19 protein-coding genes are annotated in these 23,076 nt (G+C 66.6%); 15 read left to right on the top strand and 4 right to left on the bottom strand.

Annotated elements, in window-relative coordinates; all coding sequences use genetic code 11:
• Nucleotides 1–162 precede the first annotated feature (162 nt).
• The 4 genes from MEU52_RS00740 (at nucleotide 163) to ybaL (ending at nucleotide 4,006) form a co-directional block, all read left to right on the top strand.
• A complete protein-coding gene (locus MEU52_RS00740) occupies nucleotides 163–615 on the top strand; it encodes a metallopeptidase family protein (RefSeq protein WP_238121869.1) in 453 nt (150 codons plus the stop codon).
• A 68-nt stretch (nucleotides 616–683) separates the two neighbouring features.
• Nucleotides 684–1,238: a cytochrome b gene (locus MEU52_RS00735; protein ID WP_238121870.1), complete on the top strand. Its 555-nt coding sequence runs from the start codon at nucleotides 684–686 to the stop codon at nucleotides 1,236–1,238.
• 80 nt (nucleotides 1,239–1,318) lie between these two features.
• Nucleotides 1,319–1,924: a 3-isopropylmalate dehydratase small subunit gene (gene leuD, locus MEU52_RS00730; protein WP_238121871.1), complete on the top strand. Its 606-nt coding sequence runs from the start codon at nucleotides 1,319–1,321 to the stop codon at nucleotides 1,922–1,924.
• Nucleotides 1,925–2,173: 249 nt separating this feature from the next.
• Nucleotides 2,174–4,006: a YbaL family putative K(+) efflux transporter gene (gene ybaL / locus MEU52_RS00725; protein ID WP_238121872.1), complete on the top strand. Its 1,833-nt coding sequence runs from the start codon at nucleotides 2,174–2,176 to the stop codon at nucleotides 4,004–4,006.
• Between the two features lie 227 nt (nucleotides 4,007–4,233).
• Here the strand turns inward: ybaL and MEU52_RS00720 are convergent, their stop codons facing one another.
• The gene (locus MEU52_RS00720) at nucleotides 4,234–5,610 is read right to left on the bottom strand and encodes an amidase family protein (RefSeq protein WP_238121873.1); all 1,377 of its coding nucleotides are present in this window, start codon (nucleotides 5,608–5,610) and stop codon (nucleotides 4,234–4,236) included.
• A gap of 249 nt (nucleotides 5,611–5,859) precedes the next feature.
• Here MEU52_RS00720 and MEU52_RS00715 point away from each other — a divergent pair, with 249 nt between their 5' ends.
• The 11 genes from MEU52_RS00715 to MEU52_RS00665 all read left to right on the top strand — a co-directional run bounded on the left by MEU52_RS00715 (nucleotide 5,860) and on the right by MEU52_RS00665 (nucleotide 20,229).
• On the top strand, nucleotides 5,860–6,231 hold the full coding sequence (locus tag MEU52_RS00715) for a hypothetical protein (protein ID WP_238121874.1): 372 nt from the start codon (nucleotides 5,860–5,862) through the stop codon (nucleotides 6,229–6,231).
• A gap of 81 nt (nucleotides 6,232–6,312) precedes the next feature.
• Complete coding sequence (gene maiA / locus MEU52_RS00710) at nucleotides 6,313–6,951, top strand: maleylacetoacetate isomerase (RefSeq protein ID WP_238121875.1); 639 nt, start codon at nucleotides 6,313–6,315, stop codon at nucleotides 6,949–6,951.
• A 52-nt stretch (nucleotides 6,952–7,003) separates the two neighbouring features.
• Nucleotides 7,004–7,612 carry a TRAP transporter small permease subunit gene (locus tag MEU52_RS00705; RefSeq protein ID WP_238124991.1) on the top strand — a complete coding sequence of 203 codons (609 nt, stop codon included), beginning with the start codon at nucleotides 7,004–7,006 and terminating at the stop codon, nucleotides 7,610–7,612.
• A 49-nt stretch (nucleotides 7,613–7,661) separates the two neighbouring features.
• Nucleotides 7,662–9,566: a TRAP transporter large permease gene (locus MEU52_RS00700; protein WP_238121877.1), complete on the top strand. Its 1,905-nt coding sequence runs from the start codon at nucleotides 7,662–7,664 to the stop codon at nucleotides 9,564–9,566.
• Between the two features lie 148 nt (nucleotides 9,567–9,714).
• Nucleotides 9,715–10,803 (top strand): TRAP transporter substrate-binding protein, encoded by a 1,089-nt coding sequence (locus MEU52_RS00695; protein WP_238121879.1) that lies wholly within the window; start codon nucleotides 9,715–9,717, stop codon nucleotides 10,801–10,803.
• A gap of 156 nt (nucleotides 10,804–10,959) precedes the next feature.
• Entirely contained in the window at nucleotides 10,960–13,347 is a 2,388-nt protein-coding gene (locus MEU52_RS00690) for a xanthine dehydrogenase family protein molybdopterin-binding subunit (protein ID WP_443266042.1), read from the top strand.
• Entirely contained in the window at nucleotides 13,344–14,159 is an 816-nt protein-coding gene (locus MEU52_RS00685) for an FAD binding domain-containing protein (RefSeq protein ID WP_238121880.1), read from the top strand. The genes MEU52_RS00690 and MEU52_RS00685 overlap by 4 nt, the downstream gene beginning before the upstream one ends.
• Nucleotides 14,156–15,292: a xanthine dehydrogenase family Fe-S subunit gene (locus MEU52_RS00680; RefSeq protein WP_238121881.1), complete on the top strand. Its 1,137-nt coding sequence runs from the start codon at nucleotides 14,156–14,158 to the stop codon at nucleotides 15,290–15,292. The genes MEU52_RS00685 and MEU52_RS00680 overlap by 4 nt, the downstream gene beginning before the upstream one ends.
• 79 nt (nucleotides 15,293–15,371) lie before the next feature.
• A complete protein-coding gene (locus MEU52_RS00675; protein WP_238121883.1) occupies nucleotides 15,372–18,263 on the top strand; it encodes an FAD-dependent oxidoreductase in 2,892 nt (963 codons plus the stop codon).
• Nucleotides 18,264–18,273: 10 nt separating this feature from the next.
• On the top strand, nucleotides 18,274–18,792 hold the full coding sequence (locus tag MEU52_RS00670; RefSeq protein WP_238121885.1) for an aromatic-ring-hydroxylating dioxygenase subunit beta: 519 nt from the start codon (nucleotides 18,274–18,276) through the stop codon (nucleotides 18,790–18,792).
• A gap of 3 nt (nucleotides 18,793–18,795) precedes the next feature.
• Complete coding sequence (locus MEU52_RS00665) at nucleotides 18,796–20,229, top strand: amidase (protein WP_238121886.1); 1,434 nt, start codon at nucleotides 18,796–18,798, stop codon at nucleotides 20,227–20,229.
• A 49-nt stretch (nucleotides 20,230–20,278) separates the two neighbouring features.
• Here the strand turns inward: MEU52_RS00665 and MEU52_RS00660 are convergent, their stop codons facing one another.
• The 3 genes from MEU52_RS00660 to MEU52_RS00650 all read right to left on the bottom strand — a co-directional run bounded on the left by MEU52_RS00660 (nucleotide 20,279) and on the right by MEU52_RS00650 (nucleotide 22,892).
• Nucleotides 20,279–21,055, bottom strand: a complete 777-nt coding sequence (locus MEU52_RS00660; RefSeq protein WP_238121887.1) for an ABC transporter permease — start codon at nucleotides 21,053–21,055, stop codon at nucleotides 20,279–20,281.
• A 98-nt stretch (nucleotides 21,056–21,153) separates the two neighbouring features.
• Nucleotides 21,154–21,945: an ABC transporter ATP-binding protein gene (locus MEU52_RS00655; RefSeq protein ID WP_238121888.1), complete on the bottom strand. Its 792-nt coding sequence runs from the start codon at nucleotides 21,943–21,945 to the stop codon at nucleotides 21,154–21,156.
• Between the two features lie 8 nt (nucleotides 21,946–21,953).
• Nucleotides 21,954–22,892: an ABC transporter substrate-binding protein gene (locus tag MEU52_RS00650; RefSeq protein WP_238121889.1), complete on the bottom strand. Its 939-nt coding sequence runs from the start codon at nucleotides 22,890–22,892 to the stop codon at nucleotides 21,954–21,956.
• Nucleotides 22,893–23,076 lie beyond the last annotated feature (184 nt).

Below are 23,076 nucleotides of genomic sequence, written 5' to 3'. Positions count from 1 at the left end.
CAGCTGAACGCCTCTTAAGATCTCCGTTCAGAAACCGTTCATCGGCCTCACGCCGTCGTGAGGCGCGCGGTGCGACGGGCGAATGGGGCGGGCGCTGGATCCGCACACCAGCCCCGAATCTGCGGGCGCAAGACAGGCGGGGCCACCCGCCGGGAGCAGCTCATGTCGGATCAGGCGCCGTCAGGCGTGACACCGCTGGCGCCCGCCGCCAACCCCTGGCGGGATCGCGTCGCGCCCGGGCTCGCGGACCTGGAGGAGCTGGCCGCCGCGGCCTTCGCGCGGTTGCCCGAGAGCTTTCGGGCGCTGTGCGCCGACGTGGTGATCGCGGTAGAGGATTTCCCGACCGACGAGGTGCTGGACGCCATGCAGCTGGACAGCGAGTTCGATCTGCTGGGCCTGTTCCAAGGGATCGGCCGAGCACAGGGTGGCGCGCTCGCCCAGACCGGGCAGATGCCGAACATGGTGTTCCTCTATCGCCGGCCCATTCTCGATTATTGGGCGGAGCATGAGGAGACCCTGGGTGACCTGGTGAGCCATGTCCTGGTGCACGAGATCGGCCACCATTTCGGCCTGTCCGACGCCGATATGGAAGCTCTGGAGGCGGAGGCCGACTGACCGGCCGGGAGGCCCTGGTCCGCTGCGGGGCATATTATTAGAATAACTCCAAAGAAATGGAGCTTCCGATGTCTGTCGATCCGACGCTGACCCGCTACCCGCCCACCCTGCGCGCCCTGCACTGGCTCACCGTGCTGGCGGTGGTGGTGGTTTATGGCGTGACCTATCTGGAGGGCTTTTTCGCGCGCGGCACGCCGGAACGGGCGTGGATCTGGTGGACCCATATCTCGGTGGGGCTGCTGCTGATCGCCTTTCTGGCCGTGCGCATCCCGGTGCGCGTGCTCGGGCGCGTGCCCGGTCCCTCGCACCAGATCAGCCGGCCGGTGGCGATCGCCTCGGCCAGCGCCCATGGGCTGCTTTATCTGCTGCTGATCGCCACGCCGCTGGTGGGCATCTACCTGACCTTCCTGCGGGGCGGCACCGTGTCGTTCTTTTCCCTGTTCACCATTCCCTCGCCGATTGCGGTCAACCGCGACCTGGCGGGCACCGTGAAGGAGGTGCACGAAACCCTGGCCAACGCATTGGTGCTGCTGGCGCTGCTGCATGCTGCGGCGGCGGTGGTGCATCATGTGGTGTTCAAGGATGATGTGCTGAAGCGCATGCTCCCCGAACGCTGCGGCTGAAGGGACGGATTTTTTCATCGGAGCCGGGCGGCTGCCGGCCGGTCTCCTTATGGCTCACACCATCGAAAGCTCATCGTGTCATGGATAAGTTCACCGTTCTGGAAGGCGTGGCCGCGCCGCTGAAGCTGGTCAATGTCGATACCGACATGATCATCCCCAAGCAGTATCTGAAGACCATCAAGCGCACCGGCCTGGGCACCGGCCTGTTCTCGGAAATGCGCTACAAGGAAGATGGCTCGGAGAACCCGGATTTCGTTCTCAACCAGCCCGCGTATCGCAAGGCGAAGGTTCTGGTGGCGGGCGACAATTTCGGCTGCGGCTCGTCCCGTGAGCATGCCCCCTGGGCGCTCATGGATTTCGGCATCCGCTGCGTGATCTCCACCTCGTTCGCGGACATTTTCTACAACAACTGCTTCAAGAACGGCATCCTGCCCATCGTGGTGTCCAAGGAGGAGCTGGAGAAGCTGTTCGAGGATGCCGAGCGCGGCGCCAACGCCACCTTGACCGTCGACCTTGCCGCCCAGGAGATCCGCGGGCCCGACGGCGGCACGATCCATTTCGAGATCGATCCGTTCCGCAAGCGCTGCCTGCTGGAGGGGCTGGACGACATCGGCCTCACCCTGGAGAAGGCTCCGGCCATCGACAGCTACGAGACCACCAAGGCGGTCGAGCAGCCCTGGCTGTGACGGATGCCGTTTGAAGGGGGCCCGCACATGTGTGCGGTGTTTCAGGGGACGCCGGCGGCGTCCCCTTTTGCATGCTGGCCTGGTCGCATGGGTGGTAATCCCCTGCGACCATAGCGCCCTCCCGCATGGAAATGCTGGACCCGCCTTCTCATTTCCCTAATCTTTGATCATTCCATTCATGATGGCGTCGCCGCGCACGGGTGCGTGTGGTGCCGTGTTGATTCAATCCATTCCTGCCGGAGGTGATGCTTGCCCCACGATACGCCGCTGATCGCGACCCTCGTCGGGGCTTTCGTTCTGGCTTTCGTCTTCGGCGCGCTGGCCCAGCGGCTGCGCCTGTCGCCGCTGGTGGGCTATCTTCTGGCTGGCGTCATGGCCGGTCCCTTCACGCCCGGCTTCGTTGCCGACCAGCACATCGCGGTGGAGCTGGCGGAGGTGGGCATCATCCTGCTCATGTTCGGCGTGGGCCTGCATTTCTCGCTGCGGGATCTGCTTTCGGTGAAGGCCATCGCGGTGCCCGGGGCCGTGCTGCAGATCGGCGTGGCCACCTTGATGGGCATGGGCCTTGCCTATGCCATGGGCTGGAGCCTGGGCGGCGGCATCGTGTTCGGCCTCGCGCTGTCGGTGGCGAGTACGGTGGTGCTGCTGCGCGCGCTGCAGGAACGGCGCATGATCGAGAGCGAGCAGGGCCGGATCGCGGTGGGCTGGCTCATCGTCGAGGACCTCGCCATGGTGCTCGCGCTGGTGCTGCTGCCGGCGGTGTCTGGCGCGCTCGGCGGCAAGTCGGTGGAGGTGGGCGCGGCCGGCGCGTGGTTCGGGCCCATGGATGTGTGGACCACCCTCGGCGTCACCCTGGGCAAGGTCGCGGGCTTCGTCATCTTCATGCTGGTGATCGGGCGGAGGGTGATTCCCCTGGTCATGCACTGGGTGGCCCATGTGGGCTCGCGCGAACTGTTCCGGCTGGCGGTGCTGGCCATCGCGCTCGGGGTGGCGTTCGGCTCGGCCAAGCTGTTCGGGGTGTCGTTCGCGCTCGGGGCGTTCTTCGCCGGCATGGTGCTGAGCGAGTCGCCACTGTCCCATCGCGCCGCCGAGGAGACGCTGCCGCTGCGCGATGCCTTTGCGGTGCTGTTCTTCGTCTCGGTGGGCATGTTGGTGGATCCCACCATCATCCTCACCAATCCTTTGCCGCTGCTGGCCACCCTGGCGATCGTGCTGGTGGGCAAGTCGCTTGCGGCCTATCTGCTGGTGCGGGTGTTCGGCTATTCCAAGCTCACCGCTTTCACCATCTCCGCGTCGCTCGCGCAGATCGGCGAGTTCTCGTTCATCCTCGTGGCCCTGGGGGTGAGCCTCGAATTGCTGCCCAAGGAAGGGCGCGACCTCATTCTGGCGGCGGCCATTTTCTCCATTGTCGCCAATCCGTTCTTTTTTCTCATCCTGGACCGCTTTCGCACCAAGGTGGCGGCCAAGGCCGCCAAGGCTGTGGACCAGCCAGCGGAGCCCGTGCCTGTGCCCACCCTGCCGGTGACCGAGAAGAGCGACCACACGGTGATCGTCGGTTACGGGCGTGTCGGCAGGCTGGTGGCCGATGGGCTCAAGGCCGCCGGCCTGCCGTTGCTGGTGATCGAGGATCAGGAGGACCGTGTGGAGGAACTGCGGGCCAGCGGTTTCGAGGTCATCGACGCCAATGCCGCTTCACCCGCGGCCATCACCGCCGCCAATGTGGAGGGGGCGAAGCGCCTCATCCTCGCCATTCCCGATGGCTTCGAGGCCAGTGGGGTGCTGAAGAAGGCGCGGGCGGTCAATCCGCAGATCGAGATCATCGCCCGTGCCCACACGGATGCGGAAGTGGATCGCCTGCGGCAGACCGGCGCCAATTTCATCATCATGGGCGAGCGGGAAGTGGCGCGCGGCATGCTGGGCCATGTGCTGAAGGAAGAGGAGGAGGCCTCCCCGACGGTCGCCGGCCCGACTCCGCCGCCGGAGGCGGGATCCGTCGTGGCGGAAGCCGGCCCGGAAACCGCGCCCGAGGCCACCGGCGCGGCGCCCGACGCACAGCGTTCCGACACGGCCGCGGACGCCTAGGGCGCCTCGATCGTCGGCGCCCGCCGCTCCGCTCGTGCCGCGTTGCCCGCGTGTTCCTCATGGGGCCGCATGGCGCCACGCCCATTGCGGCTTGGAGGGCGCCCCCCGGCGGGGGCAGGAGGCGGTGAGGCGATGGGCCGTATCGTGACGACCCATCTCTCTTGAATCTCGACGGACTTGGGATGCCCTCCGTTTCCCCGCGTTGAGTGATCGAGACTCATCAGCCCTCATTCAAGGGGCGCCAGCGCGGCTTCCAGCGCCGGCCCGATGGCCAGCAGCCGCTCATCATGACCTTCGGCGGCGCTGGCCAGCAGGCTCGCCGGGCCGGCCGGCAGCGCCAGGCCGGGCAGGCGCAGGTAGCTGCCGAGCATGGTGTTGCGCAGGGTCCGCAGGTTGACGGCCGCGAAGCGCGCGGGATCCGACAGCAGCGGCGCACATTCCGGCGCCAGATGCGGCACTGTGGGGCACACGAGGATCGCCTCGCCGATATCGGCGGCGAGGTCCGCGGCGAGCCGGGCGCGCTGCGTCACCAGTGCCGCATAATCCTCGGCCGGGCGTCGTGCTGCCTGTTGCAGCCGCTGGCGCACGTTGGGATCGATACGGGCCAGGCGGGCGGGGGCGGCCAGCAGCGCGGCATGCACCTTCACCGCCTCGAATCCCACCATCGCCCCGTGCTGGCTCAAGGTCATCTGCGCCGCTTCGATGGCGGGAACCGGCCGCCGATCGATGCGGCCGCCCGCGGCCGCGATCCGCTGCAGGGCGATCTCGAAAGCCGCGGCGACAGGGGCCTCCAGGTCCTCGGTGAGGACGCCTTCGGGCACGATGATGGGCCATCGTGACAGGTCGCTGCCGGCCGCGCGGGAGGTTGCCCGTCCCGCATCGCCGGCCAGCACTTCGTCCACCAGAGCGATGTCGCGGGCACGACGTGCCAGGAAGCCCAGGGTGTCCAGCGACGGGGCGAGGGGAAAGACCCCCGCCATGGGATAGCGGCCGGGGGAGGGCTTGAAGCCCGCCAGACCACAGAAGGCGGCCGGCACGCGGATCGAGCCCGAGGTGTCGGAGCCGACGGCGATGGTGCAGGCGCCGCGGGCGACGGCCACCGCCGCCCCGCTGGAGGAGCCGCCGGGCACATGGCCAGGGTGCCGGGGATTGTCCGGCGTGCCGAAGTGCGGGTTCACACCCAGCACCGAAAAGGCGAATTCGGTGAGATTGGTCTTGCCGATGGCGATGGCACCGGCATCCGTCAGCGCGCTCACTATGGGGGCATCGGCCGCTGCCGGCTGGCTCTCGGCGCCAAGCGGGGAGCCCGCGGTGGTGCGCGTGCCGGCGCAATCGATGATGTCCTTATAGCTGACGACGATGCCATCCAGGGGCCCGCGCGGCTTGCCGTCGGCATGTCGGGCGTCGCTGGCGGCGGCCTCCGCGCGGGCTCGCTCTTCCATCAAAGTGATGAAGCTCGCCGGGGTGCTGCGGGCGGCGGTAAGACATCGGTCAAGACGCGCGCTCGGGGCGAGGGTGCCGGAGCGGAAGGCGGCCTGCAGCGCCGCGATATCGCCACCCGCCGGGTCTTCGACGGGTTGGAAGTGTTCTTTGCTGTGCGACACGATCCTCTCCTGCGCGCCTCATCGGCGGCTTTCTGCGCCACCCTAATTAATCAGTGTACGGTGTATTATGCGGGTCCGGAGGCTAAGTCTGCGGCACATCTATGCGTATAGATTGGCCATTTTGCACATTGTTTTAGCATTTTTGAGACTTTTGATTTGGCGCATTGACAGGAAAAATGTTCAGTGTACCTCTATTAAATGATCTCCGCCGCGGGGCGGTGTCATCATACGCCAATGAGGAGGACGGGCATGGCGCAGGAGCCGCTCGCCAAGAAGGGCAACTATTTCCACATTTATGATTTCCGGATCGCGCCCGGTGTGGAAGAGGAATTCATTCGCGAATTCGAGGCCTTCGACTATTCCGAAGGCAATCCCATGCACAAATCATGGGCGCAGGTGAAGGACGGTGTTCTGTTGCGGGATACTGAAGATCCGCTGCGCTTCTATTTGATCGCCGAGTGGTCCGACATCGAGGAACACGCGCGGATCCGCAAGGTTCTGGCGGAGGAGATCAAGCCGTCGTTCATCCGGCACATCGTGGGGGGCAAGTTCATTCCGCGCTATGCGCAGGTCGTGTCCTCCACGCCGGAAGAGATCCTGAACAAGGCCGCCGAGGCCTGAGCGGGGCGGGAGGGGTGTGCTCCCCTCCCATGCCGCTGGCCCAATGCCTTTTCCCTTTCCTGGATCTTTTAGAGCTGGCTGATGGAACTGTACGGTTTTTTCCGGTCTTCCGCGTCCTACCGGTTGCGCATCGCTTTGGCGTTCAAGGGGCTCGATTATGTGCCCCATTTCGTCAGCCTGCCGAAGATGGAGCACAAGTTGCCGGCATATCTGGAGCGTAATCCGGAAGGTCTTGTGCCCGCGCTGGTCGATGGCGACGGGGTCTTCACCCAGTCAATGGCGACCATGGAATACCTGGATGAGGCCTATCCGCAGCCCTCGTTGCTGCCACAGGGGGCGCGGGAGCGGGCTTACGTCCGCGCCGTCAGCCAGATCATCTGTTGCGATATTCATCCTCTGAATAACGTACGGGTGCTGAAGTATCTCGGTCATCGCTGGGGGCTCTCGGAGGCGGAGCGCAACGAGTGGTATGGCCACTGGATCGGGGAAGGTTTTCAGGGTCTTGAAGCCACCTTGGCGGCGCGGGGCATGGCTGGTCGGTTCGTGTTCGGCGACGCGCCGACCCTCGCGGATGTTTGTCTGGTGCCGCAGGTGTTCAACGCCAATAGATTTCATTGCGACGTCTCTGGCTTCAAGAAAATTGGCGAGATTTTCGAGAATTGCATGGCGCTTCCGTGCTTCGAGAGTACGCAGCCGAAGTATCAGGCGGACGCATTCTAGTTTAGAATAATTATTATTATTTGTTTATCCCGAGCCCTCAAGGGAGTCCGTGATGGAAGGGTTGCTGAAAGCGTCTCGGGTGATTGACGCGACCAATGCCTGGGTCGGGCGCGTGGCGTGCTGGGCGATCTTTGTCGCCGTCATCGTCTCCTCGGTGAATGCGGTGGTGCGGAAGCTGTTCGGGGTCTCCTCCAACGCCTGGCTGGAGCTGCAATGGTATCTGTTCGGCGTGGTCTTCATGCTGTGCGCGCCATGGACCCTGCAGCTCAACGAGCATATTCGCATCGACATCGTCGCAAGCAAGTTCAGTCGGCGGGTCGCCAATATCGTCGAGGTCTTGTGCATAAGCTTCTTTCTTCTCGTTTTTTGTGGCGTGATGGTATGGCTGTCGCTGCCCTATGTGACAGACTCCCTTGCATCCGGTGAGTATTCTCCCAATGCCGGCGGCCTCATCCTGTGGCCGGCCAAGCTCATCATTCTTCTCGGCTTCGCGCTGATGCTGCTGCAGGGCATCAGCGAGCTCATCAAGCGCGTCGCCATCATGCGCGGCGATCTGCCCGATGGGGGGCAGCCCGATGTGCACGAGAACGAGGCCGAGCGCCTGTTGCATGAGCTGGCGGAAGTGGATCCGCGCGTCAGCGAGGGAGGATTGCGCCCGTGAGTGTGACCTCGCTGCCCATTTCTCTTTTTGATGTTCAGGCCCGCGCCCAATGATCGAGTTCATTGCCCAAAATCTCGCGCCGATCATGTTTGCGACGCTCGTCGTCTTCATGCTGCTCGGGTATCCGGTCGCGTTCGCGCTGGCGGCCAATGGCCTGCTCTTCTTCGTCATCGCGGTGGAGCTGTCGCCCTATGCATCCGACAGCATCACGCTGTCGTGGCCGCTGCTGCAGGCGCTGCCGGATCGCATGTTCGGCACCATGTCGAATGAAGTGCTGCTGGCCATCCCCTTCTTCACCTTCATGGGGCTCATCCTCGAGCGCTCTGGCATGGCGGAAGACCTGCTGGAAACGGTGGGGCAGCTGTTCGGCACGGTGCGTGGTGGCCTGGCCTATGCGGTGATCTTCGTGGGGGCGTTGCTCGCCGCCACCACCGGCGTGGTGGCCGCCTCGGTGATCTCCATGGGCCTCATCTCCCTGCCCATCATGCTGCGTTATGGCTATGACCGGCGTCTGGCCTCCGGCGTCATCGCCGCCTCGGGCACGCTGGCGCAGATCATTCCACCCTCGCTGGTGCTGATCGTGATGGCGGACCAGCTGGGCCGCTCCGTGGGTGACATGTATGAGGGCGCCTTCCTGCCCGGCTTGGTGCTCACCGGCATCTATGCGCTGTTCGTCTTCCTGGTGACCCTGATCTTCCCGAAAATGGCGCCCGGCCTGCCGCCGGAAGCGATCACCAATCGCGAGCCGTCGGGGGCCCGGGGTTCCTGGCAGGTGGGGCTGCTGGCCCTGTTCTCGGGCGTGGTGGCCGTCGCCATCATGAAGCAGACGGGGGTGAAGGCGGGTGCCGATTTCGTCATCCTCTCCATCTGCGCGGGCACCGTGGTGGCGCTGGTCTGCGCGTTGCTCAACCGCTTCCTCGGGGCGCGGCGCATCGGGCTTTCGGCGGCGCTGACGGCGGTTCTGGTGGGGCTTTACGTGCTGGCGGGCCAGAGCGGGCATGCCACCCTGCAGGTGCTGGCGGATGTGGTCGGGGCCGGCGCAGTCTATGCGTTCGTGGTGGGCGTGGTGGAGCGCTTCACCGGGGTGCGGCTGGTGTCGCGGCTGGCGGAGCAGATCACCTTCGTGATGGTGCCCCCGCTGCTGCTGATCTTCCTGGTGCTCGGCACCATCTTCATCGGCGTGGCGACGCCGACCGAGGGCGGCGCCATGGGCGCGGTGGGTGCCATCGTGCTGGCGGCGTTGAAGCGGCGGCTGGAGAACAATCCGAAGCGCTTCAGTCTTTCCATCCTGACCCATGCGACCCAGGCCACGGCGAAGCTCTCCGCCTTCGCCATCTTCATCGTGCTCGGCGCGCGGGTGTTCTCGCTCACCTTCTACGGCATCAACGGCCATCTGTGGGTGGAGCATCTCCTCACCAGCCTGCCGGGTGGGCAGGTCGGCTTCCTGCTGTTCATCAACACGCTCATCTTCTTCCTGGCCTTCTTCCTGGATTTCTTTGAGCTCGCCTTCATCATCATTCCGCTGATCGCGCCGGCCGCCGAGAAGATGGGCATCGATCTGATCTGGCTGGGGGTGATCCTGGGCGTGAACATGCAGACGTCCTACATGCATCCGCCGTTCGGTTTCGCGCTGTTCTACCTGCGCTCGGTGGCGCCGAAGGTACCGTATCTCGACAAGGTCACCCGCCGGCGCATGGAGCCGGTGACCTCCGCGCAGATCTATTGGGGCGCCATTCCCTTCGTCATCGTCCAGCTTCTGATGGTGGGCGTGGTGGTGCTCTTTCCATCGCTGGTCATGCACTACAAGAGCGCGGCCTCGACGGTGGATCCGGCCGCCGCCCAGCGCCAGCTCGATGCTCTCGACGGCCCGGCGAGCCTGGGCGGCGGAGCCAAGAATGATCCGTTCGGCATGCCCGATGCCGGCGGGCTGCCGAAACCGGGCGCGGGGTTCTGACCATGGACGGCGCGCGCCGAACCTCAAGAGTTTCTGCCGCCTTGGCGGCCAACAACAGGCGCCGCACGCACGGCGCCAAAGATAAAACCTTGCCTTCCACAACAAGGCCTTGAACGGCCGCGCGACAAGACCATCGAGAGGGATTCAGATGAAGCGACGTCAATTCCTGACCACCGTGGCCGCCGGTTCCGCTGCCACGGTGGTGGCGGCTCCCGCCATCGCCCAGAGCGAGCCCAGCATCAAGTGGCGCATGGCCACGTCGTGGCCGAAGAGCATCGACACCATGTATGGCTCGGCCGAAGCCATGTGCAAGCGCATCGGCGAGCTCACCGGCGGCAAGTTCGAGGTCACGCCGTTCGCGGCCGGCGAGATCGTCGGCGCGCTGCAGGTGTTCGATGCCACCAAAAACAAGACGGTGGAGTGCAGCCACACCCTCACCTCCTTCTTCACCGGCAAGAACCCCGCCTATGCCTTCGACGGCGGCCTCGCCTTCGGCACCAATGCCCGCCAGCAGACCGCCTGGTATTTCTTCGGCGGTGGCCGGGCGCTCATCCAGGAGTTGTTCGGCAAGGAGAACATGGTCACCTTCCCCTGCGGCAATAATGGCGTGCAGATGGGCGGCTGGTATCGCAAGGAGATCACCAGCGTCGAGGACCTCAAGGGCCTCAAGATGCGCATCGCCGGCCTCGGTGGCCGCATCATGAGCAAGCTCGGCCTGGTGCCGCAGCAGATCGCGCCGGGCGACATCTATCCCTCGCTGGAGCGCGGCACCATCGATGCGGCGGAGTGGGTGGGCCCCCATGACGACGAAAAGCTCGGCCTCTACAAGGTGGCCAAATTCTATTACACCCCCGGCTGGTGGGAAGGTTCGTCGCAGATCACGTCGCTGGTGAACAAGGAAGCCTGGGACGCTCTGCCGCCCACCTACAAGGCGGCCTATGAGGTGGCGGCCACCGAGCAGAACCAGATGATGCTCGCCGATTACGACAACAAGAACCCGGCCGCCTTGCGTCGCCTTCTTGCGGCGGGCGTGGAGCTGCGGGCGTTTCCGCAGCCGGTGATGGAGGCGGTCTACAAGGCCACCACCGAGACCTTCCTCGAAATCGCGGCCTCCAACCCCGAGTTCAAGAAGATCTACGAGCCCTGGAAGACCTTCCTGAACGAATCCAACGCCTGGATGCGTGTCGCCGATTATCGTCTCGACACCTTCCGCTTCTCCGCGCCCAAGTGGCCGTGAGGCCAGTGGCCGTGAAAGGTGTGGCCGTGAGACCAGTGGCCGCGAGCGCAAAGTCTGAGAGACTTGCGGCAACCTGAGCTGCTCAACCGGGGCGGTCCGCCGCCCCGGTTCTCGATGTGACGGGAAAGGATCTGCCCCATGTCCGGCGACGCACAGATGTCCGGCGACGCACAGATGTCCGCTGACAACCCCACGCACCCGGCCGCCAAGGGCGAAGGGATCGGCGCGCGGGTCCGGCGCAAGGAGGATGCCCGCCATCTCATGGGGCGGGGCCGTTTCGTCGGCGATATCCGCATGCCGGGCCTCGCCGACGTCGCCTTCCTGCGCAGCCCTGTGGCCCATGCCCGCATCCTCTCGGTGGCGAAGCCGCAGGGGCATGAGGACGTGGTGTTCGCGGCGGAGGATGCGCCGGGCGTCGGCGCCATCGTCACCCGCTCCACGCTGCCCACCTACAAACTGTCCGCCTACCCGCCGCTGGCGAAGGACAAGGTGCGGTTCGTGGGCGAGATCGTCGCCATGGCCTATGCCCCCACCCGCGCCGAGGCGGAGGATCTGTGCGAAGCGGTGGCGTTCGACTACGAGGAACTGCCCGCCATCGTCGATTGCGACAGCGGCCGCGCCGCCGGCGCCGCGCTGGTGCACGAGGCCTGGGGCGACAATCTCTTTCTGCAGACGAGCTTCGACAGCGGCGGGGTGGACGAGGTGGCGCGCACAGCGCCCATCCGTGTCGAAAAGCGCTTTCGCACCGCCCGCCAGTGCATGCACCCCATGGAAGGCAAGGGGGTGCTGGCCTATTGGGATTTCCAGGCGAACCAGCTGGTGGTGCACACCTCCACCCAGGTGCCGCACATGATCCGCACCGGCCTCAGCGAGACCTTGAACCTGCCGCAGGCGCAGATCCGCATCGCCCCGCCGGATGTGGGCGGCGGCTTCGGCTACAAATGCCTGCTGCAGCCCGAGGAAGTGCTGGTGGCGTGGCTGGCTCTCACTTTGAAGCGCCCGTTCCGCTGGATCGAGGATCGGCGCGAGCACCTCACCGCCGGCGCCAATGCCCGTGAGCATGAATATGTGATCACCGCTTATGCGGACGAGCGGGGCAAGCTGCTCGCGCTCGATGCCGAGGTGTGCGTGAACGTGGGGGCCTATTCGGTCTGGCCGTTCAGCGCCTGCCTGGAGGCGGCGCAGGCGGGCGGCAATCTGCCGGGGCCGTATATTTGGCCGCAATATCGCTGCAAGACCTATTCGGTGGCCACCAACAAGCCGCCCTTCGCGCCCTATCGCGGCGTGGCGCGGCCGGGCGTGTGCTTCGCCATGGAGCTCACCATTGATGCCATCGCCGCCGCCGTGGGGCGCGAGGCGGCGGACGTGCGCATGGAGAACCTCGTTCCCGCCAGCGCCATGCCCTACACCAACATCACCAAAAAATACTACGACAGCGGCGACTATCAGGCCTCCCTCGCCACCGCCCGGGAGATGATCGCTCTCGATGCGGTGCGCGTCCGCCAGCAGACGGGCGAAGTCGATGGCCGCCTGATCGGCGTGGGCTTTTCCACCTATACGGAGCAATCCGCCCACGGCACCAAGGTATTCGCCTCCTGGGGCACGCCCCTGGTGCCGGGCTACGAGCAGGCCACCATCCGCCTCAATCCCGATGGCAGTGCGGATGTGAAGGCGGGCATCCACACCATCGGCCAGGGCCTGGAGACCACCCTCGCCCAGGTGGCGAGCGAAATTCTAACCCTGCCGGTCTCGAAGATCCGGGTGGTGCTGGGGGATACGGCGGCGACGCCCTTCTCCACCGGCGCCTATGCCTCGCGCGGCATCGTCATGGCCGGCGGCGCCGTCTCCAAGGCGGCGGAGAAGCTGGCGGAGCGGGTGCGTCTGCTCGCCGCCCACCTCATGCAGTGCGCGCCGGAAGAGATCCGCTTCGAGAATGGCGCGGTGGAAGGCCGCAATGCTTCCCTGACATTGGAGGAGGTGGCGCGGGCCTGGTATCTCACGCCGGAAGTGCTGCCCGACGGGGTGGAGACCGGCGGCCTCGAGGTCACTGAAGGCTATAAGCCGGACGTCGACACCGGCCTGTTCTCTTATGCCACCCATGCGGCAGTGGTGGCGGTGGACCCGGCCACGGGGGCCACTGAGATCCTCGACTATGTGGTGGTGGAGGATTGCGGACGCATGGTGAACCCCATGATCGTCGAAGGCCAGGCCTATGGCGGTGTCGCCCAGGGCATCGGCAGCGCCCTGTTCGAGGAAAGCACATACGACGCGCAGGGCCAGCCGCTGGCCTCGACCCTTATCGACTATCTGCTGCCGGGCCCCACCGAGCTGCCCAAGGTGCGCATTTCCCATACCGAGACGCTTTCGCCCTTCTCGGCCCACGGCATCAAGGGCGTGGGGGAGGGCGGCGCCATTGCCCCGGCCGGGGCGTTGGTCAACGCCATCAATGACGCGCTGAAGGGCTTCGGGGCGACCGTGAACGAGATCCCGGCCACGCCCGAGCGCGTGCTCGACGCCATCGCTGCCGCCAGGAGCGCCGCATGAAGCCCGCCGCCTATGACCTGACCCTTGCCACCAGCCTGCCCGATGCGGTGGCCGCCCTCGGCGCGCACGAGGGGGCGAAGGCGGTGTCGGGGGGCTGCTCCCTCGGCCCCATGCTCAACCTGCGCCTGGCGCGCCCCAGCCTGCTGGTGGACCTGCGCCGGGTGGAGGCGCTGCGCGCGCTGAAGCGCAGCGATACCCACCTGGAAATCGGCGCCGGCTGGACCCATGGCGAGATCGAGGATGGAGTGGTGCCGGATGTCACCGCCGGCCTCATGGCCCGGGTGGCCCATGGCATCGCCTATCGGGCGGTGCGCAACCGCGGCACCATCGGCGGCAGCCTCGCCCATGCGGACCCGGCGGCGGACTGGGTGTCCACCATGGCGGTGCTGGATGCGCGGCTCGTCATCACTGGGGCGGGCGGAACGCGCCTGTCGCGCCTCGGCGATTTCATGATCGCCGCTTACACCACCAGCCTGGCTGACGACGAGATTTTGAGTGCGGTGCAGGTGCCGGTGCTCTCCGCCACCGCGCGCGCCGGCTACCACAAGGTGTGCCGCAAGACCGGCGAATTCGCCCAGGCCATCGGCGCGGTGGTGCTGGATCGCGAGGCGGGCCTTGCGCGCGTGGTGTGCGGGGCCATCGAGGCACCGCCGGTGGTGCTGGAAGCAACGTCCGCCGCCCTGCTCAAGGGCGAGCCGGTGGAACGCGTGGCGGATGAGGAGGTGGAGGCGGCGCTGGCGGGCCATCCCGCGAGCTTCCGCGCCATGCATCGGGCGGCGGTGGCGCGCGCATTGAACGAGGTGGGAGCATGAACGCCATTACCCTCACGGTGAACGGCCGGCGCGTGAGCGCGCAGGTGGAACCGCGCACCCAGCTCGCCGATTTTCTGCGCGAGGAACTCAACCTCACCGGCACCCATCTGGGCTGCGAGCAGGGGGTGTGCGGCGCCTGCACCGTGCTCATCGATGGCAAGCCGCAGCGCTCCTGCATCGCTTCCGCCGCCGCCTGCGACGGCGCCGACATCCGCACCATCGAGGGATTCGATGGCGATGTGGTGATGGGCGAGCTGCGCGAGGCGTTCTCGGCCAACCATGCTCTGCAGTGCGGCTTCTGCACCCCGGGCATGCTGATGTCGTCGCGGGATATCGTCACCCGCCTCGGGGCCTGTTCCGAGCGCACCATCCGCGAGGAGTTGAGCGGCAATTTGTGCCGCTGCACCGGCTATGTGGGCATCGTGAATGCGGTGCATTCCGTCGCTTGCGGCAAGACGGCCCGCGGGGGTGCCGTTGCCGTGGCGCCCGTGGAGGCGGTGGCCGAGGTGGCGCCAGCACCTTCGGCTTCCGCCTCCCCGTCGCTGGCACTCGCCCGCTCGGTGGCGGAAGGGGCGGCGGCGCCCGCCGGCAAGGAGGGCTGGACCGCGCTGAGCCAGCGGGTCCACATTCCCGCCCCGCCCGCACAGGTGTGGCCGGCGTTGAAAGACATGAACCTGCTTGCCCGCTGCCTGCCTGGCGCCGAGGTGACCGCCTTCGATGGCAAGGCGCTGCAAGGCCGCATGGTGGTGAAGTTCGGCCCCATCAAGGCCGCCTTCGGTGGTGACGCCACCGTGGATTTCGATGATGCGGCGCAGACCGGAACGGTCTCCGGCGCCGGCCGCGACAGCGGGTCCGGCTCGCAGGTGAAGGGCGAGATTGCCTTTGCCCTGGCGCCGGAAGGGGAGGGCAGCGCTCTCGATGTCACCCTGCGCTATCGCATCGCCGGGCCGCTGGCCCAGTTCTCCCGCGGGGCGCTGGTGCAGAATCTGGTGGGGCACCTCGCTGGCGTCTTCGCCGGTAACCTCTCCGCCCAGCTCTCCGGCGCGCCGATGGCCGAGGCGCCGGCGTCCCTGAGCGTGTGGCAGATGCTGAAGGCGATGCTCAAAGGCTGGTTTGCCGGCAGAAAAAGCTGACGTCGGCCGTTGCCGGCCTTGTTTTGGATCAAATAGAAAGTATACTGAGTAAAATCCGAAATCACTCTGGAGCATGGGGATGGCCTGGCAGAGGGTTGCCGCCCTGGAATCATTGCGCGACAGCGGCGTGGTGGGTGTGGAGCTGGAGGCGACCCCGATCGCCCTCTACCGCTTCGGCGCGGAGGTGTTCGCCACCCACGGCATCTGCACCCATGCGTTGGCGTTCCTCAAGGATGGCTGGGTGGAGGATGGCACCATCGAATGCCCCCTGCACCAGGGCGTGTTCGACATCCGCACCGGCCGGGCCCTGTGCGCCCCGCTCACCCGCGACCTTGCAACCTATGCCGTGAAGGTGGAGGGCGGGGATGTCTATGTGGATCTCGAAATAAGCGGTATACATCCTAATAGCGCGGCCGAATGCCCGGCCGCCGGTGCGCATTCCGAGGGGGCCTCCGCAGCGCTGCCGCTGGTGATTATCGGCGCGGGGCAGGCGGCTGCCGCTGCCATTCGTGCGGCGCGCGCCGCGGGATTCGCGGCACCCATCCATCTGGTGGGCGAAGAGCGCCACGCTCCTTATGAGCGGCCGCCTTTGTCCAAGGCGGCCCTGGCGGAGGGGTTCGATGCGGCCAGCTGCATGCGCCTGTCGCCCGCCGATGCGCAGGCGCTGGGCGTCACGTTGCATCTCGGGGTGCGGGCCACGGCGATCGATCCTGTGGCCCGTACGGTCACGCTGAGCGATGGCGCGGCCCTCGCCTATGGCGCGTTGCTGCTCGCCACCGGCGGGCGGGCGCGGCGCCTCACCGCGCCCGGCGGCGATCTGCCGGGGGTGCATTATCTGCGGACGCTGGAGGATGCGCAGGCGATCGCCATGGCGCTCAAGGGCGCCGGGCGGGTGGCGGTTATCGGCGGCGGCTTCATCGGCCTGGAACTGGCCTCCGCCGCCGTCGCGCGCGGTGCGGAGGTGGTGCTGCTGGAGCGCGAGCCGGAGCTGATGGCCCGCTTGCTGCCGGCCCCTCTGGGTGCGGTGTTTCGCCAGGTGGCGGAGCGGGCGGGCGTCTCCATCCGTCGCGATACGGCCGTGACCGGGATCACCCAGGAGGCTGCACACCTCACCATCGCCACATCGGCCGGGCCGGTGATGGCGGATGTGGTGCTGGTCGGCGTCGGCCTCGAGCCGGAGACGGCGCTGGCCGAGGCGGCGGGTTGCGCTGTCGATGGCGGCATCGTGGTGGATGGCGAAGCGCGCACCAGCGTCGAAGGCATCTGGGCCGCCGGCGACTGCGCCCTGCATGCCACGCCCTTGCGGGGGCGTGCGCGCCGGCTGGAGAGTTGGCAGAATGCGGAAGAGCAGGGCGCGGCCGCGGGCCGCTCCATCGCCGGTGTGGCCGGTGCGGCCGAGGCCAAGGCGCCCTGGTTCTGGAGCGATCAGTTCGGCTTCAACATTCAGATGCTGGGCATCACCGCACCTGACGATGCAGTGGTGGTGAGCGGGCCAGATGCGGCCGCCGGTGCGGTCTATCGCACTCTCGACCCCCAGAGCGGGCGGGTGACGGCGGTGCTCGCTGTCGACGATCCGGCCGCCATCCGCGCCGCCCGCGCGGAGCTGGACGCCGAGGCCCCCTTCGATGGGGCCGCCCATGACGCGCGGCCGGTGACCCTGGATGCCGCGTGCGATGACGAGAATTCAGACGCGATTTCGGAGGACGACGACATGAGCGCGGATCCTGCCGCCCAATTCGCCAAGACGTATGCATGGCCGAAGGACGGTCTCTCCATCATTCCCGATTGGGTTTACACGGATGAGACCATTTACCAGCGCGAGGTGGAACGGATCTTCCATGGCCGCACCTGGAATTTCGTGGCGCTGGAATGCGAGGTGGAGAATCCCGGCGATTTTATCCGCTCCAACGTCGGCCCCACCCCGGTGGTGGTGTCGCGGGCCGAGGATGGCACGATCCACGTGTTCGAGAACCGCTGCGCCCATCGCGCAGCCGAGTTCTGCCGCGAATTGTCCGGCACCGCCAAGGAGTTCGTGTGCCCCTATCACCAGTGGTCCTATGATCTGAAGGGCAATCTGGTGGGCGTGCCGTTCCGCCGGGGGGTGGATGGCAAGGGCGGCATGCCGAAGGACTTCAAGCCGGCGGAGCACGGCCTGCGGCAGCTGAAGGTGGAGACCCATCGCGGTGTCGTCTTCGCCTCCTATGCCGAAGACATGGAGCCCCTGGCCGATTACCTCGGCCCCGAGGTGATGCACGAATTCGAGACCACATTCGATGGCCGCAAGCCCAAGCTGCTCGGCCATTACCGCCATTCGCTGCCGGGCAATTGGAAGCTCTACCACGAGAACCTCAAGGACCCCTACCACGCCACCTTGCTGCACACCTTCCTGGTGACGTTCGGCCTGCTGGTGGCCGGCAACAAGTCGCTGATGCTGGCCGATCCCAGCGGCCGCCACGGGGTCATGGCCTCCGCCAAGTCCGAGGCCGGCAACGTGGATGAGGACAAGAAGAAGGAGATGCGCGCCTACAAGGAAGGCATGAGCCTCGAAGAGCCGCGCTTCATGAACTTCATTGACGAGTTCGACAGCCCCTGGTCGGTCACCATGGCCACCATCTGGCCGAACCTGATCGTGCAGCGGGAGATGAACACGCTGGGCATCCGCCACATTATCCCCAACGGGCCCAATGAGTTCGTGATGAAGTGGACCATGTTCGGCTTCGAGGGCGATGATGAGGAGATGACCCGCCATCGCCTGCGCCAGGGCAACCTCATGGGTCCCGCCGGCTTCCTCGGCCTCGAGGACAACGAGGCCATCAAGTTCGTGCAGGATGGCATGCTGCGGGTGACGGACGGCGAGCACCTGGTGAAGCTCGATCCCGAGACCGAGGCGGGCACCGCCGATACCCTGATCTCCGAAGCCGCCATTCGCGCCATGTACAAGCATTGGCGCGATGTGATGGGCATTGCGTGAGGAGCGCCAGATGTTGACCATGGAAAAGCCGGCGCAAACCCGCGACGATCTGATCGATGCGCTGCTGCTGAAGGCCGAGGTGGACGCATTCAACGCCCGCTATTGCGCGGCACTGGACAGCCAGCGTCTCGCCGATTGGGCGGCGCTATTCACCGAGGATGCGTTCTACACCATCATTTCCCGCGAGAACCATGATCGCGGGCTGCCGGTGGGGCTCATCTATTGCGAAAACGGCGGCATGATCCGCGATCGCGCCTTCGCTCTGGAGAAGACGGCCATGTTCGCGCCGCGCTATCTGCGGCACATGGTGAGCAATCTCTCGGTGCGCGAGGCGGCCGATGGCAGCTTCACCGCAAACGCCGACTATGTGGTGTTCCAGGTGCTGTTCGATCGCCCTGCCGCCACCATCCACCAGGTGGGGCGCTATGACGACGTGTTCGTGCGCACGCCGAGCGGGCTGCGGCTGAAGTCGCGCACCTGCATCTATGACAGCCTGCTGGTGGACAACGCTTTGTGCATTCCGGTGTGAGCCATGCGTCCCGTTGATATCGCGGTGACGCCCGGAGCCGCCGCCCGCCTCGCCGAGGACCATGCGCGCGGTGCCCGCAGCGTGCACGACAGTGTGAGCGAAGCCCTGGCCCGCGCCCACGCCGCCCAGGCGGCCTGCAACTGCTTCGTGGTCATCGACGACGAAGGCGCCCTGGCCGCCGCCGATGCGCTCGACGCCGCCATCGCCGCCGGTGCACCGCAGGGGCCGCTGCTGGGCGTGCCGGTGGCGGTGAAGGACATTCTCGACAGCGCCGGCCTGCCCACCCGCTGGGGCGCGCCATCGTTCCGCGATGCGGCCCCCGCCAAGGCCGATATCGCCGCCGTGGCGCGGCTGAAGGCGGCGGGCGCGGTGGTCATCGGCAAGACCACCACTACGGAATTTGCCCATTCCCCGCTCGGCTTCTCGCCGTTGACGGGCCTCACCCTCAATCCGTTCGCGGCTGGGCTCACCTGTGGGGGCTCATCGGCCGGCGCGGGGGCGAGTGTCGCTCTCGGCGTGACGCCGCTGACCCTTGCCACCGATGCGGGCTGCTCGGCGCGCCTGCCGGCGGCGGCCACCGGCGTCTATGGCTTCAAGCCCACCTTGAGCCGGGTGCCGCACGAGCGGGTGCCCGATGCCTTCGGCAGCTTCATCCACCTGGGCCTGATGGCCCGGCATGTGGCGGATCTGGCACTGGGGCTGGATGTGGCGTCCGGGCCGGTGGCCAATGATCCCTGGAGTCTGCGGGGCGCACCTGAGCCGGCGAATTTCGCCATGGGCGACAACCCGTTGGAGGGCGCGCGGGTGCTGCTGTGGCTGCGCACCGGCAACAGCCGGGTGGCCGGCGAGGTGGAGGCCACCACCCGGCGCGCGGCGGAGGTGCTGGAGGCGCTGGGCGCACGCGTGGAGGAGGAGGCCTATGGCCTCGCCCATCCCGATCCCATCTGGAAGACTCTGCAGCAGACCAATTGGGCCTCTCGCTTCGCCAGCGCCGGCGACGCCGAGCTGGCGCAGCTCTCGCCGGCCCTGGCCGCCGGCATCAGGGAGGCCCGGGCCTATAGCGCCCTCGATCTCGCCCGCGCCCAGATCGGCCGGGCACAGCTGTTTCGCGCCGTGCAGGGGCTGCTGGAAACGCGGTTCGATTTCATTCTGACGCCCTGTGTCTCGGCGCCGCTGGTGGCCGCGGATTTCGATCTTTCCGCCCCACTGGTGGTGGATGGGGTGGAGGCCGGCCCACTGCGCGCGGAGTGGACGGCGGCCCTCTCTTTGTTCGATCTCACCGGCCATCCCGCCATCGCGCTGCCGGTGGGGCTGGCGGCCAACGGCGGGCCGCTGGGGGTCCAGCTGGTCGGCCGCTGGAATGCCGATGCAACGCTGCTGGCGGCAGCCGCCGCCTTCGAGACGGCGTTGCCCCCGCCCCCTTGCCCAGGCGTATAGGCAAAAGAAAAGGCCCGGCATTGCCGGGCCTTTTTGTCACTGAGGCCTCTCAATGGCCGTCGGCCGCCCGGCGGTGGCGCCAGGGCAAAGCGAAGCGCTCGGCCACGTCGATGGCGGCGATCAAAGCGACGCCCAACACCGCCAGGATCAGCAGGGCGGCGAACACGCGCGGGGTGTCGAACATGCCCTGGGCGGTGAGGATGACATAGCCCAGCCCCTGCTGAGAGGAGACGAACTCGCCCACGATGGCGCCCACCAGCGCCAGCGACATGGTGACCTTGAGCCCGGCGAAGATGTGGGGCAGGGCGCATTGCAGCTTGATGCGCCACAGCACCTTGAGCCGCGATCCGCGCAGCGCCCGGGCGAGATCCAGCGTGTCCTGGGGCACCGAGCGCAGGCCGAGCGCCGTATCCACGACAATGGCAAACACCGCCACCAGGAACGAGATGGCGATCTTGGGCTGTGCCCCGGTGCCGAACCAGATGATGAACAGCGGCGCCACCGCCACCTTGGGCACCGAATTGAACGCCACGAACAGCGGAAACAACAGTCGGTCCAGCAGCTTCCATTCCACGATCAGCACCGCGAACAGCACGCCGAACACCGCCGCGCTGGCAAAGCCGGCAAGGGTGATGAGGGCGGTGAAGGCGGTCTGCTGGGCGAACCACAGGGGCGCGGCGGCAATGTCCGCCAGCACCAATGAGGGGGGCGGCACCATGATCGGTGAAACGCCGGTGCCGCGCACCACCACTTCCCACAACACCAGCGCCGAAATGGCGCCGATGAGCGGTGTGAGCGCGCTTTTCAAAAGATCTGATGGGGGCATCACAGCTCCTCTGCCAGGCAGACGCATGCGTCGCGAAAAAGAACGCGGCCCATGCCGTTAGCGATTGAAATCACGGGCCCGTCTTCGCGTGTGGCTGCTCAGTCATGGATCAGGCCCATGGTCTCGAACAGGTGCCGGAAATGCCGGGTGTAGCTGAGGAATTCCGGTGTCTCCTTCACCGCGAGCCGCCGTTCTGCCGGCAAATCCAGCACCACGTCCTCGACGATGCGGCCGGGGCGGGGAGAGAACACCACGATGCGGGTGGAGAGAAACACCGCCTCCGAAATGGAATGGGTGACGAACACGGTGGTCATGCGCCGGGCCTGCCAGATGTGGTGCAGATCCACATTGAGCTGGTCGCGGGTGAGGGCATCGAGGGCGCCGAAGGGCTCGTCCATGAGCAGGAGATCGGGGTCGAGCAGCAGCGAGCGGCAGATGGCCGCCCGCTGGCGCATGCCGCCCGAAAGGGCGCTCGGGTAGGCCTGGGCAAAATCCGCCAGCCCCACCATGCGCAGCAGCTCCTGCGCTTTCGGCTTGAAGTCGGTCTTGCGCAGGCCGGCGAAATCCGCCGGCAGCAGCACGTTCTCCAGAATGGTGCGCCATTCCAGAAGGGCATCGCGCTGGAAGGCGATGCCGAGCCCTGCGGGCGGGCCGGCGATGGCCTCGCCCTCGAACTCCAGGCGGCCGGTGCTGGGCGTTTCGAGGCCGGCGAGGCAGCGCAGAAAGGTGCTCTTGCCGCAGCCGGAGGGCCCCAGCAGGCTGACGAATTCCCCCGCGCCGATCTTGAGGCCGATGCGGTCGAGGGCGAGGACGCCATTGGCGCCCCCGAACCTCTTGCTCACATCCGCCGCGACGATGATGGGTTCGGCCACGGGCGTGCCGGCGGTCACAGCCGGCCTCATTGGCCGCCAGCCGCGACCTTGGCCACCAGGGCGGGGTCGATGAAGGCGTTGGTGAAATAGGCGGGGGCGGACTGGCCGGCGGGCACCAGGCCGCCTTCGGCCAGCACCTTCAGCGCCTGCGCCCAATCGCTCTCCGCCATCACGCCCATGGGCTTGCCCTCGGTGGCCGGGGTGCTCACGAAGGTCTTCAGCGTGTCGATCTGCAGGCGCAGCGCAGCGGGGTTGAGCTTGGCCTGCGGGCGGGCGGCGATGATCGCCGCGATGGCCTCATCTTCATGGCCATTGAAGATATAGGTCCAGGTGCCGGCCACCACGCTGGCGAAGCGGCGCAGAGCATCGCCCTTCTCGGCGATGGTCTTCTCGGTGGCGAACAGGCCGAAGGAGGGGAATTCCAGCCCGTAATCGGCAAACCGGATGGCGGTGGAGGGGCGCTGCGTGTTCACCACCGCCAGCAGGAAGGGGATGGAGGAGAAGGCGCCATCGGCACGGCCCATCATATAGGTGCCGGCCTTGGCGGCGGCGTCCACCGCCACCAGGTCCACGTCGGCGCGGGTGAGACCGCCGGCGGCCAGGAAGCGGTCGAGGAAGGGGGCTTCCAGCGAGCCGGCGGTGAACGCCAGCTTCTTGCCCTTGAGATCGGCGGGCTTGGTGATGCCGCTGTCCTTCGGCACCAGGAGGCCGATGTCATTCTGCCGCACGAAGCCGGCGATGGCCTTCACCGGCAGGCCCTTGGCGCGGGCGATGGCCATGGGGGCGAGAGAGGCGTGGCCGACGTCATATTCACCATTGCCGACGATCTGCACGGTGGCCACCGAGCCGTTGCCGTCCACGATCTCCACATCGAGGCCGTTGGCGGCGAATAGGCCTTTCTGGGCGGCAAGATGGAAGGGCGCCTGATTGCCCCACGGCGTCCAATCCAGCCGAAGGCGGATCAAATCCGCGGCGGATGCCGGAAATATAGTCAGCATACAGCTTATTGCGAAGGCAAGGAGCGCAAGGGCAGACTTTTCGCGCATCTCGTTTATCTCCAGTTTTAAAGAGAGACTTCTGTGAGGCTGAATGCCGCCACTTCTTTCCGAAGGCGGATCGTGCGGTATACTGCATGAATCGTGCCTCTCT

It is taken from the genome of Xanthobacter sp. NM-25 (genome assembly GCF_022138605.1).
GTDB lineage: Bacteria > Pseudomonadota > Alphaproteobacteria > Rhizobiales > Xanthobacteraceae > Xanthobacter.
Note: the sequence above shows the minus strand (reverse complement) of the source record. Positions and strands in the feature narration are given on the sequence as shown.